Origin of the sequence: Beduini massiliensis (genome assembly GCF_000829905.1) — a bacterium.
In the GTDB taxonomy this organism is placed as follows: Bacteria; Bacillota_I; Bacilli_A; order Erysipelotrichales; family Coprobacillaceae; genus Beduini; species Beduini massiliensis.
Genome location: NZ_CDPP01000004.1, coordinates 77,838 through 94,037, shown reverse-complemented (window position 1 = coordinate 94,037; position 16,200 = coordinate 77,838). Strand labels below are relative to the sequence as shown.

At 31.2% G+C, this 16,200-nt stretch carries 10 protein-coding genes; all 10 read left to right on the top strand.

The window, feature by feature from the left end; all coding sequences use genetic code 11:
* Positions 1 to 23: 23 nt before the first annotated feature.
* Positions 24 to 1,088, top strand: coding sequence for a leucine-rich repeat domain-containing protein (locus tag BN1225_RS14020; protein WP_052466329.1), 1,065 nt, complete (start codon positions 24 to 26; stop codon positions 1,086 to 1,088).
* 137 nt (positions 1,089 to 1,225) lie between these two features.
* Entirely contained in the window at positions 1,226 to 2,707 is a 1,482-nt protein-coding gene (locus tag BN1225_RS04220; protein ID WP_052466328.1) for a vWA domain-containing protein, read from the top strand.
* Complete coding sequence (locus BN1225_RS04215) at positions 2,707 to 4,224, top strand: ATP-binding protein (protein WP_041138579.1); 1,518 nt, start codon at positions 2,707 to 2,709, stop codon at positions 4,222 to 4,224. The genes BN1225_RS04220 and BN1225_RS04215 overlap by 1 nt, the downstream gene beginning before the upstream one ends.
* A gap of 318 nt (positions 4,225 to 4,542) precedes the next feature.
* Positions 4,543 to 6,723 carry an ATP-binding cassette domain-containing protein gene (locus tag BN1225_RS04210; RefSeq protein ID WP_041138578.1) on the top strand — a complete coding sequence of 727 codons (2,181 nt, stop codon included), beginning with the start codon at positions 4,543 to 4,545 and terminating at the stop codon, positions 6,721 to 6,723.
* Positions 6,710 to 8,431 carry an ABC transporter ATP-binding protein/permease gene (locus BN1225_RS04205; protein WP_041138577.1) on the top strand — a complete coding sequence of 574 codons (1,722 nt, stop codon included), beginning with the start codon at positions 6,710 to 6,712 and terminating at the stop codon, positions 8,429 to 8,431. The genes BN1225_RS04210 and BN1225_RS04205 overlap by 14 nt, the downstream gene beginning before the upstream one ends.
* A 13-nt stretch (positions 8,432 to 8,444) precedes the next feature.
* Positions 8,445 to 10,457, top strand: a complete 2,013-nt coding sequence (locus tag BN1225_RS04200; RefSeq protein WP_041138576.1) for an ATP-binding cassette domain-containing protein — start codon at positions 8,445 to 8,447, stop codon at positions 10,455 to 10,457.
* On the top strand, positions 10,450 to 12,216 hold the full coding sequence (locus BN1225_RS04195; protein ID WP_041138575.1) for an ABC transporter ATP-binding protein: 1,767 nt from the start codon (positions 10,450 to 10,452) through the stop codon (positions 12,214 to 12,216). The genes BN1225_RS04200 and BN1225_RS04195 overlap by 8 nt, the downstream gene beginning before the upstream one ends.
* Positions 12,217 to 12,694: 478 nt before the next feature.
* Entirely contained in the window at positions 12,695 to 13,570 is an 876-nt protein-coding gene (locus tag BN1225_RS14015) for a helix-turn-helix domain-containing protein (protein ID WP_052466326.1), read from the top strand.
* A gap of 66 nt (positions 13,571 to 13,636) precedes the next feature.
* Complete coding sequence (locus BN1225_RS04185) at positions 13,637 to 14,122, top strand: hypothetical protein (protein WP_041138574.1); 486 nt, start codon at positions 13,637 to 13,639, stop codon at positions 14,120 to 14,122.
* A 108-nt stretch (positions 14,123 to 14,230) separates the two neighbouring features.
* Positions 14,231 to 16,009 (top strand): MutS-related protein, encoded by a 1,779-nt coding sequence (locus BN1225_RS04180; RefSeq protein WP_052466324.1) that lies wholly within the window; start codon positions 14,231 to 14,233, stop codon positions 16,007 to 16,009.
* Positions 16,010 to 16,200 lie beyond the last annotated feature (191 nt).

Genomic DNA, 16,200 nt, shown 5'->3' with positions numbered 1-16,200 from the left:
AAAGCAAGAAAAGGAAGTACAATATGGAAGAATTTAGTATATCCAACGGTAATCTAAGTAAATATTATGGAACTGATGCAAATATCGTGATTCCCGAATCGGTGACATCAATTCAGGATTTTGCTTTTTATGGCTGCGAGAATTTAGAGACTGTAGTCATTTCTGAACATGTAACATCAATTGGAACACATGCTTTTTATGGCTGTGAAAAATTGGTATCCATTGAAATTCCCGAATCGGTGACATTAATTGGCGGTGGGGCTTTTTCATGCTGCAAAAGGCTGGAAACAATTACGATTCCTGAGTCCGTTAAATCGATTGGGAAAAGTACGTTTTACAAATGTGAGCGTTTAAAGAATATTTATCTTCCTGATTCGATTCAATCTATTGATCATAGTGCTTTTGCTTTCTGTACGAATTTAGAATCCATTCAATTACCGGCATCATTATTGAATATCGGTGAGAATGCCTTTGAGGAATGTGTCAGTTTAAAAGCGGTTATGATACCCGAAAGCCTCACCACTATTGGGAAGAAAGCATTTATTAACTGTGTGAATTTAAAGAACATCATAATATCTGAAAATTTAAAAGAAGTGGGAGAAAATGCATTTCTGACACGTAGTACGTTAACTTTTGAGTCCAATGATACTTTGTTTTTAAAACCTGTTTACTTTGATAGTAACTGGATGCTTAGTTTTAGAAGAAAAGAAGATGAAAGCTATAAATTTATCAATTCCTATCTTCCAAATTTAAACTTAACAGAATGGAAGCCCTATGCTAAACTCATTTTATTAGTAAATTTCTTAGAAACTTATTCAAGACATACCGGAAGCCAAAAAGAAAATTATGAACATGCCTGTCGTGAACATAAAATAGAACTGCTTGAATTTCTGATTAGTGAAAAGCGATACGCCCCTTTAAATCAAGCATTAGAGATTGGGGTTATTACTTCGGGAGACTTACAGCCTTATTTTGATAGTATTACGGATCGTGATCAAAAAGTAAAATTAATGGAATACAAAAATAAAGAAAGTCAAAGGGAATCTCTATTAAGTAATTTAGAAGATGAGCTGATGAATATGTTTTAAATGGCAGTGATGCCATTTTTTGTTTACAGAAATTAATTTCATATTATAAAAAATTTCTTTTATGTGAAAAAAGTATGATACAATAACGCTAGTTTTGCTTAGCAGTAAATAAATTGAGATAAAGTAAGGTGGAAAATATGGATAATGAATTAATTGATATATGTAATGAAATATTTAAAAACTTAATCAGTCAGATTACAATGCACCTCAGATTCATGGATATTGCTTTAGCAAAGTATATTTTTGTACCGAATTCTACCTCTATTGAATGCGATGGCATCTACTTATACTATGATCCTATTTATTTGATTAAGACATTCAAGAATAATCCGAATTCACTAACACGCGGATATTTACATATTGTGCTTCACTCCGTTTTTAGACATCAATACTTAACATTTAACTGCAATCGCCAACTATGGAATTTGGCGTGTGATATCGCTGTAGAAAATATGATTATTGAGTTGAATCTCGATTGCATGGAGATTGCTAACAGTGAAGAAATGAATAAAGAAATTGATAAGCTGAAAAGTAAGATTAATCTTTTAACGGCACAAAAAGTTTACCATTATTTACAAGATGAACTTAACTCGGATCAAATAAAATGGCTAAGTGATTTATTTTATTTTGATGATCATTCACGCTGGTATTCGATTCGTGATATCACAAACAGTTCGACAAATTTATATGGGGAAGAATCTAAGGATGATCCAACTAAATCCGGTAGAAATCGGTTTGACAATGCGTCACATGAATCTGATGATCCGGATGATGAATCAAAGCAGGATCGTGAGGAATCTGATGATCAGAATAAACCAAACGATGAGTTAAGTGATCAGGAAATTATTAAGATTAAAGATTCTATGAAAGAATGGAAAGAAATCTCAGAAAAGATTGAGACGGATCTGGAAACTTTTTCTAAAGAATATGGGGAACAAGCCAGTTCAATGGTGCAGTCTTTAGCTCGTTTAAACAGAGAAAAATATAATTATACAACTTTTTTAAGAAAGTTTATGACAACCGGTGAAAAGCAGATGATCAATGATGAAGAATTTGACTATGTCTTTTATACTTATGGATTGCAGCTATATAAAAACATGCCGTTGATTGAATCTTTAGAGTACAAAGAGACAAAGAGCATTCGCGATTTTGTGATCGCAATTGATACATCGGGATCGGTTTCTGGTGAGATCGTACAATCTTTCTTGCAGAAAACGTATAATATCTTCCAGCAAAGAGAGAACTTCTTTAATAAATTTAATATCCATATTATTCAGTGTGATGCTCAAATCCAGCATGACCAAAAGATTACAAGTTTATCGGATTTTGATCATTATATTCAAAATATTGAAATACATGGATTAGGGGGAACCGACTTTAGACCGGTCTTTAATTATGTGGATGAGTTAATCATGAAGAAGGAATTTACGGATTTGGAAGGACTTATTTATTTTACCGATGGAGATGGGAATTATCCGAAGAAACAACCGGATTATTTAACCGCTTTTGTCTTTTTAGACAAAGGGAATTTAGTGGACGCTAAAGTTCCTTCATGGGCAATTAAATATATATTAGATGAAGATGAAATAATAAATGAACAGATGGTGGAGGAAAAGTAATGAATATAAAAGAAGCAAAACAGCAGATAAAGAATGCGATTATAGCCTATTCGACAAAAGATGAATTTGGGAATGCCTTAATTCCTGTCAGCAAGCAAAGACCCGTTTTCTTAGTAGGAGCACCGGGTATTGGAAAAACAGCGATTATGGAACAGATTGCTCAGGAATTGGATATTGCCTTAGTTTCTTATTCCATGACACATCATACCCGTCAAAGTGCCTTGGGATTGCCTTTTATTGTGGATAAAAAATATGGAGATGAGGAGTACCATGTTTCAGAATATACGATGAGTGAAATCATTGCATCTATTTATGAAGCAATGGAAGCAACACATAAAGACAGTGGTATTTTATTCCTTGATGAGATTAACTGTATCTCAGAAACATTGGCCCCTTCAATGCTGCAGTTTTTACAATATAAGACGTTTGGCAGACATCAAGTACCTGAGGGATGGATCGTCGTAACCGCAGGGAATCCCCCTGAATACAACAATTCCGTTAAAGAATTTGATATTGCAATGTGGGACCGTCTTAAAAAGATTGAGGTAGAAGCAGATTATGAAATTTGGAAAGAATTTGCTGTTAATACAAATGTGCATCCTGTAGTCACTTCATATTTGAGTATCAAGTCAAATAATTTCTATAGTATATCAACGACTGTGGATGGAAAAAGTTTTGTTACTGCCAGAGGTTGGGATGATTTAAGTCAGATGATCATTCTTTATGAGATGAACAACATCGAGGTGGATTATAATTTGATTGCTCAATACATTCAAGATGAAATGATTGCGAAAGATTTTGCCCATTATTATCAATTATTCCATAAATATCAAGCAGATTATAAGGTGGATGCAATCCTTGATGGAACAAGTACGAATGATATTAAACTGCGTGCTAAAAACGCAAAATTTGATGAGAGATTATCTCTGATTTCATTGATTATGTCTCAATTGGACGATACGATCTCTAAAACGGTGGAATTAGAAGATGCGTTAAGAAAAGTAATGGGGGAAATAAAACAAATTCAAGCTATCAGCAATACAAAAGAAGAGTATATTTCAAATATTACAACGAAGATATCCGAATTAAAGACAGAATTAAACCAAAAAGAATCAGGGAATGCACTCTCTAGTGAATATCAAGCACAAGTGTACCATGCCATTGCTTTACTCAATACCATCGTTGAGACCCTGAAATTAAGTGATCGTCAGGAAAAACCGGCTAGTTTAGTAAAAGGCGTATTGCAAAAAGAATTGGGAGAACTGAAAAAAGAGGATGAAACGGCTCAAAATGCTTTAAATCGTACCTTTGAATTCTTTGAAGAAGTTTTTGTGGAAGGACAGGAAATGCTGATTTTAGTCACTGAAATGACAATTAATAAAGGGATTTCTAAATATATTTATTCTCATGGATGTCAGAAGTATTATGAACATAATAAGCAGTTATTGTTTGAAGATAAGCAGAATGAATTGATGGAAAAAATTGATGCAATCAATCTGTTGGAGATTGAAGATTAGTATAAAATATATTTGATTAAATCACGATGGGACAATTTTGTCCCATTTTTTTGTTATATGCTAATCATCGCTGCATAATAATGTTTTTTATCTCAATTAGAAGAATAATTGAATTTATCATATTTTTTTAAACAATGATTAATTTTATAATTATTCTAACAAATGTATTAAAATTAAATTATATTGTATTATATTTCTAAAACTGTTACGATATATTTAATAAGTATAATAAGTTTGGGGAGAATATTTTAGGACGATTGTACTAATACATATTATTGTTGTAACTTTATTTGAAAGTAGCATAAGGGGGAAAGGGATATGCTAACAATAAAAGATTTAGAAATAAAATTTGATTCACCCATCTTGAAAGTTGATGAAATCACCTTTAATTATGGAAATATTTATGGAATAACTGGGGAAAGTGGAAGTGGTAAAAGCTGTTTTTTAGATTGTGTAGCTTTATCCAATAATCATGGTGATTTTACATACTTGTATAATCATCAAAAGATAGAGGATTATGATCGTTTTAGACAAGAACACATTGCTTATTTGAGTCAGCAGGAAAATTTGCTTAACGAACTAACATGTCAGCAACATATTGAATTACTTTGTCATCATCAAGAGTTAAAGGATACTTTGTTAAATCAATTTTTGATTGATTTTGAATTAACGGCTTATCCAAATATGTTATCTGGTGGGGAAAGGTTAAGATTTTCTTTGCTTTTAATGTATTTAAGTCGTGCTGATATTTTAGTGCTAGATGAAGTCACAGCTTCATTAGATGAGGATAACGCAATAAAAATTGCTGATTTAATTAAAAAATTAGCGCATGAAGAAAACAAGATGATTATTGTAGCAACACATGATCCAATATTGAAAGAAATTTGTGATACTTTATATCAAATCGAATACGGTGAACTGATTTTAAAAGAAAAGAAATTAGAGCATGTTGTTGATCATCCAGTTACACAAAGACCTGTTCGTGGAAACTTCTTTAAGAATTTAGTTTTTCCACAATACAAAAATATGACGAATAAAAAATTAATTTTAATGATGCTTTCTATCTTAATGCTTTGTATAAGTTTGACTGGTATTCAAGTTGGATATACACATTCAGAAGGATTTAATGATCTTATAGAAACGGTTGGTAGAGAACAAAGCTATATAATGAGTAAAGATCAATGGATAAATAATAACATATTACCATTTTCTACAAATGAGGTCGAGAGTTATATGAATAGTAACCCAGATATAGTGAGTTATTACCCATTTTCCAATTTTATGACAGCATCAGCATATATTGATCGAAGAACATATATCAAAAGTGATGATAATGAAACAAACATACTGGTTGATTTAGAAAATACAGATGGGAGTTTTTTATATCGGTATACAGTCAGCCAGGCCGACGAAGAAAGAACAATAACAAAAGAAGTAGATACCAAACGAATAAGTAGTGAACCTATCTATCCTTATTTTGATGAATCTGCTTTAGATTATAAATGTACACAAATAGTAGATGTGGATGGGATTTACTTATCTGCCTCATTTGCCGCGGCATTAGGAATTGCCTCTTTGGATGAGAATACTACTGTTACGATGAACTTTTTAGTCCCCACTGCAAGAGTCCAGCTTCAAACTAAAGACCATAATACTTCAGAAATTTTATTTGAAACCTCAAAATTTATTCTTTATGATGTCGAAATGATGACTTTTAAAGTAAGGGGAATATTAGATCGTCAATATATTCAGCCTACTAAAAATTTTCTTTTTTATCTTGAACATGAACGATACAATGAAATCTTAAATGCTCATACGCAACAAATTATTCCTAGAATAGATACGACATCTCGCACGGATTATTATTCAAACGTAATTTCATGGGGATATACAGATAAGATGGCAGAATTATGCAATAGTAGTTTTGCTAGATTTAGTGGTCAAGAAACAGATATTAGCATTATATTAGAACCATTTAGACATAATACGTATACATTGTTTACAAAAAAGAATATGTCCGTAAAGTCAATTGAAAAAGACCTTAAAGCAATGAATGAGAATTATGGATTATTAAACATAGGAGAAGTGATGAATACGTCTAAAATGAATATGGATATTTTAGATCAGTATTTTAATTCTTTTAGTTTAGTCTTTATTTTCGCAGTTATAATATTTAGTTTTGTCATTAATCATTTTAACAAATCTAAGAGATCAGAAATGCTATCTATTCTATTACGGCTAGGTTTCTCAAAGAACGAATACAAAAAATATTTAACAAGTGATATTAAGTTTAATATATTAGTGACTATTGGATTTGGTTTAACTTTCTTATTTATAGCAAATATCTTTGCTTTAATCTTTAAATTTATGAACTTTAATAGTTTATATTTAAAATCGTTATTGATTGTTGTGATTGGAATAATTCCATTGTCAGTGTTACTTGTCATTATACAAAACTTATCTAGTTACTCATTGGTAAAGAACAATGATAAAGATTGATCACATACACATTAAAAAGAAAAGAACGATTTTAGATGATGCTTCCATTGTAATCTATGACCATGCCATGAATGTTGTTTACGGAGCTAGTGGAAGCGGTAAAACGCTATTGTTATATATTGCTGGCTTATTACAAACGAAAGATGAGTTCGATTATTCATTTGATGGAATTCAATTGAATGACTTATCCCATGAACAACGGGCTACTTTTATTAAAAAAAATATAAGTTTTGTATTTCAAGAGAATACTTTAATAGAATATGCAACTGTTTATGATAATCTTAAGTTAGCTTTTATCCTGCATCATAAAACATATTCAGATGAATTATTTATGCATATGCTTCAAGATGTTCGCTTAAATATTCCATTGAAGCAAAAAATAAGTGAATTAAGCAGGGGACAAAGACAACGATTATGTATCGCCATTGCACTTATTAAAGAACCAAATCTTCTAATCCTAGATGAACCTACCAGTTTCCTAGACAGGGAAAATGAAGCCGCAATCATAAAAATAGTAAAAGAGATTTCTGTAAAAAGAGGAATTGCAGTACTTGTGGCATCTCATTCTCAAGAGGTAAGGAATGCCGCTGACCATTTATATGAAATAAAGAATTGTCAGATTTTACCAAACAATGAGGTCATTGTAGAAAATACATCGGAAGTAATAAAAAAAGAGCGAACACCATTATCCTTTATCTATGAATATATTCGCATCTATCTGTTTCATCATACTAAAGAATATGTTAAATTATTTTGCTTAATCCTATTGGTCTGCAGTGCAGTATTATTTAATAAGAATTTTTCTCAATTTTATATAACCCGTCAAATAAATAATTTGAATGAGCAGTTAGATAATGGGATTGTACTTTATAGCGAAAATACAATCGATTATTCTATGCTTGACCAAATATTGGAGATTGATCACATAGAAAGTGGCTATTACAATAAGGGCATTGAGGTTATACGTGTAGAAGATGGAAAAGAAGATGTCATTACTGCTAGAATCGTATATCCAGAGCAACGACAATTCTCTGATTCCGGAGTTTATGTCAAAGAGGATGAAGCAAACACAAGTCAACACTATTATTTGTTAGAAGATACAATAAAGATAGAGCTACCTGTTGTTGGTCATATTCCAAATGATTATCAAGATCCTGTTTCAAATCAAAAAAGTACAATCGTAGTGTCTTATGATAAAGTAAAGAATTTTATAGATCCACAAAATATAGTGGTTGTATTCATTGATAGTATTGAAAATACATTTATGGTTCAAAAACAATTACTTCAGTTAGGGAATGGAATATTTGTCTATCCGATGGCACAAGAATTGAATTTAATCAAAGACAACTTGGATATATTGACAAAACTAAGCAGTATTTTTAGTTTTGTTATTATTGGTATTTCCTCACTTGTCATTGTTGGAATTTATACGAAATCTTTTTCAAACAGAAATAAAGAGTTTCAAATTTTAAAATCAATGGGACTATCCAATGGTGATATTATGAAAATGATTTTATTAGAGTTAAGTACATTTTTAAGTTGTTGTTGGATCGTCTTTGTAGGAGTTGAAATGCTTTTACCTAATATATTATCGGGATATGGATTATTAATGGGAATGTTATATATATCTGTTTTAATGATTTTTGTTTCTATATATACAGTACAAAAATGCTTGAAAAAAGAAATAGCGGATGTATTAAGAAGTTAAGGGAGAGATGAATATGCTTGAAATACATGACTTATCAATAGAGTATGAATATCCGTTAATAGAAAAAAGTAGTCTTGTTTTAAATGCTGGGAAATTAATTTCTTTGGTTGGCCCAAGTGGATGTGGTAAAACTAGTATTTTGGAATCCATTGCCTCTGTCAATAAGAAAAATATCGGAAGTTTTATCTACAGGGGTGAGAATTTAACAAAACGGAATTCTCAATATATCGATATGTTTAAATATCAGCATATTTTCTATATAAAGCAGGATTATGCTTTTATTGATTCATTGACTTGCTATAACCATTTGTTGCTAATGCACCCAAATTATCAGAGAAAGGATATATTAGAAGTTTTATCGATGGTTTCTTTAGAAATTGATGAAAGTATTTATCCTGACAACTTATCTACAGGTCAAAAACAGCGCTTTTATTTAGCGTTAGCTATAGCGAGTGGTGCAGATATTATCCTTTGTGATGAATTAACAGCGTCTTTAGATCGATTGAATAAAGATAAGGTATTAAATCTTTTAGAATATTTAGCTAAAAATAAGAATAAGACAATATTATTTGCTACGCATGATCAAGAAGTTGTCGATCGTTGCGATGGTATTTATGAAATTAAAGATTGCCATGTCGAGGAGGTGACAAAAGCGGGGGAAGATAGCGGTCAGGAGATAATGCCATCAAGAAAGAAAATTACATTTCTTCATATGATGAAATGTCAATTATTAGGTATGAAACATAAATTAGGGAATCTTCATCTATACTGTCTGTTTACAATGGTAATCGTCATTGCATGTGGATTAGGTATTATATTCGGTTCTCAGGAAACTATAAACAACCAACACATTTATGCATTGTTGGGGAATGATCAGTACTATCTTACGAATAAGTATGTTCCTGAACAAAAGAGCACTTATTCAGAGTATAATCCACCTTTTAATGATGAATTTATTGAGCAATTAAATAAAGTAAAAACAATTAATGCTTTATACCCATATTATCAATTACCTATGAATATTCGATATCTTAATAGTGATGCTGAATTTGTGGATCATTTATCTGATAACTATATAGTTAAAATAAATAATATAGAAAAAAAATATGATAAAAATTCACCACAGTTTAATACTTTTCCGTATTATCAAGAAGACTACATGGACGAAAAATGTCAAGGACAAACGTACAATAGCAATGGAGTTTATCTTACTTATGATGCTGCTAGAAGTTTAGGAATTAGTTCTCTTGATGAACCGACTACGATTGAATATACTGTCTTGATCCCTGTAGGTTATAAAGATAATAATTCTATATCTTTTGCTGATGAAGCGGGGATAGTAAATGCTGATAATGGGTTAAAAAAAGATTTTTATCAAGAATGTACGATTACACTTCCAATTTCCGGGATATTGGATATGGCCCATGTAAGTTATGGTGGATCGAATAATATTTATGTTCCTTTTGACTATTTAAATACCATCTTTGAAAGTGAAAGTCCCGAATATAAATTTAATACGTATGTTGCTTATGTGGATGATAACTTTGATAGTGAGGAATTTACAGAATTTATGAGTCAATATAATTCGCATTTAGATGTTTTTAATTTAAGAAGTCATTTTACTGAAATTGACTATTCTATTTTGAATACTGAAAAAATGATGATAACAGCTGATGTTATATTGATTATAACCGCTATCCTCTTATCCTTTGTTTATGGTTTATATTTACGCAAAGCGAATAAGCAATTAGACGAAGTATTAGCGGGATATGGATATAACCATAAACTTAGAAAGAAATATCATCAAGCAACGGTCGTGGGACTTATCGGAATCATCGCAATTGGAGCATTTTTGATTGGTAATATTATTTATTTTGCGCTAACTACGGCTCATGTCATTTACCGTTTTTATAATTATCAATATTTATATTTTGGCATGTTAGTTATTATATTGGGGTTATCTATCCTTTTACCATGGGTGAGTTATCTACCAACTTTAATAAAGAAAGAAGACCATTATGATTGAAGTCAATCATATCACGATTTGTTATAATAGAACCTTATTGGAGGACGCAAAAATTTCTTTACCTCAAGGGAAAATGACATGCTTAATCGGTAAAAGTGGCATTGGTAAAAGCAGCTTATTGTATGTTTTGGGATTAATCAGTAAAATAAATTATAAAACAGAATATAATTTTAATGGATATCCAATTAATTTAAGAGATGACGAAGAAAAATCTTTATTTAGAAGGCAACATATTGGATATGTTTTCCAAGAGAATAATATTTTAGAATATATGACCATTGAAGAAAACTTTCGATGGCTTGCTCAATTAAGCGGTAAATCGATCGATGATACGGCTATGCACACATATCTGAGGTTAGTAAGACTATCAAATTTAAGCATAAAAAAATATCCTAAAAATATAAGTGGTGGTGAACGACAGCGTTTAAATATTGCTTTAGCTTTATCAAAAAAACCAGATTTGTTACTACTGGATGAACCTACAAGTGCGTTGGACAAAGAAAATAGACAACAATTAATATATATATTAAAAGATATATTAAATTATGGAAAAATGACGATATTGGCAGTTAGTCATGATGAACAATTAAAGAATGAAAGTGATTGTGTTTATGAAATAAACGATAAGAAAATAAAACTGGTATCAGGAAAAATACAAAATAATAACAACAATAAAATTAAAATTGAAAAAAAGCAGAAACTCAATAAACCCTTATTAACTTATGCACTTACTCAATTAAAACGGAATATCAAGTTCTATTTGATCGGATTTTTCTTTAGTGGAATGGTTTTAGGTAGTTGTGTCTTTTTTCAAGGGTTCAACAAGGACTATCAGATAATGATTGATAAGACATTTGGTGATTCGAGGTTAACCGAAATTCGGGCTGCGAATGTAAATTGGTCCAAAGAGACTTATCATCAGATTGAAAATGATAGTCGTGTGACAAAAATATATCCTTATGAGCAATATATAGTTCATTCAATCCAAATTGATAATGAACTTATCGAAAAAGAGATGGTTGTCGAATTCTATAATGAGCAAATGCTTACAGGGAATGGTATTTATATTAGTAAATCAATTCAACATTTAACTAACTCTAATAGTAAGTTAAATATCCAAATGAATGGAATAGATTATGAATGGATGATATCTGGTGAGATTCCAAAAGACTATGCTTCCTTGTATCAATCAAATAAAAATGTTATACTAATTCCCTTTAATGAGAGTGATAGGGTGTTAAATGATTATCTTATTTATGTTAATGACTTGAAAAATGTGGATGCCGTGATGAAATATATCAGGAATTTGAATCCTAATGCTCAACTGCAAAATCAGAGCAGCTCTATTGAGTTGATACAAGAAACAGTTCACAGTATAAGCCGTATCGGAGTTGTTTACACAGGGATTATTCTTGTCGTTATTGTATTAATGCTTTATGCAATATATAATCGCATCATTTCAAATCGCAAATTGGAAATATTGCTACTCAAGGCAAATGGATTAACTAAGAAGAATATACGATTTGTATTTAATACTGAAATTATTTTTCATCTAACATTTATGACGATATTTAGTTTAATCAGTTACTTTATTTGCAGTATTGTATTTTATCAATATTATCATATGAATATGCAACCCGATATTTTAGTCAATAGTTTAAAGTGCTTTCTGCTTAGTAGTGGTAGTGTATTAATGATTAGTGGGATAAATTTATATCGTCTAAATAAAAATGAATCAAGCGAATTACTGCGTAGATAAATGGTCTTTCATCTGTTGAAAATTGGAGCTAGTATTAAATATTGATGGGACAATTTTGTCCCATTTTTCTATGATTAATATAGAAGAAACTTATATACGTTAATGTAATTCAAAAATAAATTGATAAATCCAATAAGAGGATTTTTTTCATATTATGGCGAATAAGTTATTTTAGAAAACTTTTTTATAGACAATAATATACGCTTTCAAGAAGAGTGTTTATATGAAGATACGATTTTTACTTGTGAAACAGCGTTATGTTGTAAAAAGGTAAACTTTATAGATAATATGAATGATGTATTCTATTGTGAAATAAGAATTGCTGACTTATTCTATGCTTACCAATTTGGATGTGTAAGAAAAAATATGTCTGACTATTATAAAATTTAATTGAATATATCAGTTGATTATGTATTTCTACGGTGGGTAGATAGGAAAAATCAAAGGATTATGGTAGGATACAAGAGAGGTGAGACATATGGATAATAAAACAATTGGACACTTTATCCACCAATTAAGAATAGAAAAAGGATTTACTCAACAAGAGTTAGCGGATCAGTTAAATGTGACGAATAAAGCCATCTCTAAATGGGAATGTGGTCGTGGTTGTCCGGATATTTCGTTATTTGAAAAGTTAAGTGAAGTGCTAGGGGTATCCGTTATTGAATTATTAAACGGGAAGCATTTGGAAAGGCCACTGCCCCAACAAGAAATATTAAAAACTTCAATTGATTATTCCGATAAGATCGTCAAAGAGAATTCCCAGCACCTAAATACGCGTATGGTCATATTGGGATTGGTCATCTTATTTTGCGTAGGATTCTTTTTGCTGCCATTTCTTAATCAAACGATCTTTCACTTTCCAGAAATGACACAACCTATTTACACACCTCTTAATATTGATTCAAAAGACACAACAAATCTATTCAGCAGTCAATATTTTCACTCTTTAGAACGTTTCCACACGGCTTATATTGGCGATAATTCAAAAGTTGGGAATTTGATTAACGCCTTACCATTAAATCAATATGGTTATTCAATAGAAATTTTAAGTGAAGATTATCAGTTGAATGTCTATTATCATGATGTGAGTTGGAATATTGATACTCTAAATGGGGATGAACAGTATGTCTATAAATCAATATTGTATAATGCTTTAGCCACCTTTAGTTATATTGATAATATGAATGCCATTCAATTTTATTTCTCAGATCAAAATATGAAAATCAATCGGGCGGATTTTAATCAGTTATTTATTAGTCAAAACACAGAAGGAAGACTAAGTGAACTGCTGAAAATGTTAGAGGATGATCAAATTGTTGAAGAAAAAATACAATTTTTAAACATTTTGTGACATTTTGTGATGAAATCTATTTCTTTTTATGATATTCTATAGGTAGGGAATAAAAGGAGAAATATTATGAAAAAATTATTAGTTGGCTGTTTAGCCCTTATGTTGCTAGCAGGATGCAGTTCATCAAAACCATTAGAAGAAAAGTATGTGTATTCGTTTGAGGATGAGGGACTTGTTTATGAAGAAGTCGTCACTTTAAAAGGGACTCTGAAAGGGAAAACAGATTGGTTAGACGAAACTTCAAGTGAATTGACAGTTACTTTTACAGATGATGCAACTTATCAGGAATTTATCGGAGATTTAGAAACAGAATCTGAAGCCTACCGTGCATGTCCGGGTGGAAACAATGGAACGGATTGCAGTAAATATGTTACTTACGATTATTCAATCGAAGAAAATAAATCTTATAAAAGCAAAGAAACGATTGATTATAAAACAGCTAGAAAAAATAAAGATGCTGTAACTTATGATCAGCCTTATAAAAAAAATGAATATTTTTCATTTGATAAAACTGCTGAAGAATTGGTAAGTCAAGGATACGTTAAACAATAAGCACAGATGACAAAATCTGTGTTTTTTTGTTTATAACAGTTGTTTTATATATCTTCGCAACAGGTAAAATATATGGTATACTTTTACCGGTAAAGAGAAGGTGAATATATGTATAAGAAACATTATGAAGAACTTTATCAAAATGAACAAAGTATTCTTCAGAAGCTGAAAGAGACATCCAATCGTTACACTTTTTTAAGAGCTATTGTCTTGGTTGTTTTTTTGCTTTTTGTCTATATTAATATCACGGATTTAAGTATTCCTTATTTTTCAATGCTGGGCATCTCCATCCTTACCTTTATAGGATCGGTTTGTTTCCATGGGAAAATAAAGAAGCAACTCAATTATCATACAAATAAGGTAACCGTATTAAAGCAGTATTTAGATCGATTTAATTATGATTGGTCTGAATTTAAAGAGACCGGTGAACGTTATAAAAAGAATGATTATTTCATTGCTAAAGATTTAGATTTATTAGGAAAACATTCACTATTTCAATATCTAAATGTTGCGAAAACATCATTAGGTCAGCAAAAATTAGTTGATAGCCTTGTTCATCCTGGTTATTCTTTAGAGGAATTAAAACAGCGTCAAACAGCTGTAAAGGAATTAGCTGAAAATGTTGTTCTCTCCATTGAGATTCAAACATTACTGGTGGATACAAATAAAAAAGACGATGTTGCGGCCTTAGAGGAATTTTTGAAGAAAATACAAATGGGGATCAAACCTCAGCGATATGCTTGGGTCGTTCGGCTTATTACCCTTACTCTTATGATTTTGGGACTGCTTCAAGTATTCGGTGATGCTAGCGGATCGGTGATATTTTTAGGAATCTTAGTCAATTTATTAGTGGCAAATATTGGTGGATTAAGCTATCATCGCCATTTTGAATTAGTCCATTCGATTTCCAAATCATTAAATCGTTATCAGAATATTTTTACATTGATCCAAAAGAATCAATATCAATCCCCATATTTAATAACTTTATTGAAAGATATCCAAAATGGAAAAGCAGCACAGGGCATTCATGATATTTATCAGGTAAGCGAAATGATCAGTCAGCGTCAAAATGTAATCGGAAATTTCTTTTTGAATGGATTGGTGATTTATGATCTGCTGTGTATTGACCAATTAGCTAAGTGGAAAAAGAATTATGGTGAGGAAGTCATGACTTGGTTTGATCAATTCGGAGAACTTGAGGCCTTGCTTAGTTTAGCGATTATTCCTCAGACGAGAAGGGTCACGACGTATCCGACTTTAGTAGAAAGTCCTCTAATGATGGATTTCAATGATGTCTATCATCCGTTAATGGATCAAGATGAAGCTGTAGCGAATCCATTCCACTTAGTTCATCAAGCGAATATTATCACGGGCTCTAATATGTCCGGTAAAACAACTTTTCTAAGGACATTAGGAATCAATATGGTATTGGCTTTTGCGGGAGGTGCAATATGCGCAGAAAAAGCAACTTTATCTTATATGCATGTCTTGACTTCTATGCGAATTGAAGATGAATTAAGCAGCGGAACCTCGACTTTCTATGCAGAGTTAAAACGAATAAAGCAGATGATTGATGAAAGTGATAAAAATATTCCGATTTGCTGTTTTATTGATGAAATCTTCAAAGGGACAAATTCGGCAGATCGTATTGTTGGTGCTAAAGCTGCTATTGAGCGGCTAATGAAAGAGAATGTATTGGTTTTTGTATCTACACATGATTTTGAATTATGTGACTTAGAAAAGACCCTGCCTGTCAGCAATTATCATTTTAGAGAAGATTATGCCGATAAGCAGATTACCTTTGACTATCGGATTCGTCTAGGGCGTTGCCATACAACCAATGCTCGCTATTTATTAGAGATGGTAGGGATCATTAAAGATCTTTAATGTCGTTGTTTAATATAGGTCCTCTTTAAATAATTACATGGACGTATTCGCAGATGAAAATGGACATGGGCTGTGGTGATACATAGTCCTGCAACACAGTTGAAAAACTTGGTTGTTTATAGATGAAAACCGAAAAATAAGAAGAACTCATCGAGGATGAGTCTTTTTTGTAAAGATTCAGTCTGATTTTT

Bases quoted from the DNA above. Each gene is read 5' to 3' on its own strand.
- BN1225_RS14020 (WP_052466329.1), top strand. From the start codon at position 24: ATGGAAGAATTTAGTATATCCAACGGTAATCTAAGTAAATATTATGGA.
- BN1225_RS04220 (WP_052466328.1), top strand. From the start codon at position 1,226: ATGGATAATGAATTAATTGATATATGTAATGAAATATTTAAAAACTTA.
- BN1225_RS04215 (WP_041138579.1), top strand. From the start codon at position 2,707: ATGAATATAAAAGAAGCAAAACAGCAGATAAAGAATGCGATTATAGCC.
- BN1225_RS04210 (WP_041138578.1), top strand. From the start codon at position 4,543: ATGCTAACAATAAAAGATTTAGAAATAAAATTTGATTCACCCATCTTG.
- BN1225_RS04205 (WP_041138577.1), top strand. From the start codon at position 6,710: ATGATAAAGATTGATCACATACACATTAAAAAGAAAAGAACGATTTTA.
- BN1225_RS04200 (WP_041138576.1), top strand. From the start codon at position 8,445: ATGCTTGAAATACATGACTTATCAATAGAGTATGAATATCCGTTAATA.
- BN1225_RS04195 (WP_041138575.1), top strand. From the start codon at position 10,450: ATGATTGAAGTCAATCATATCACGATTTGTTATAATAGAACCTTATTG.
- BN1225_RS14015 (WP_052466326.1), top strand. From the start codon at position 12,695: ATGGATAATAAAACAATTGGACACTTTATCCACCAATTAAGAATAGAA.
- BN1225_RS04185 (WP_041138574.1), top strand. From the start codon at position 13,637: ATGAAAAAATTATTAGTTGGCTGTTTAGCCCTTATGTTGCTAGCAGGA.
- BN1225_RS04180 (WP_052466324.1), top strand. From the start codon at position 14,231: ATGTATAAGAAACATTATGAAGAACTTTATCAAAATGAACAAAGTATT.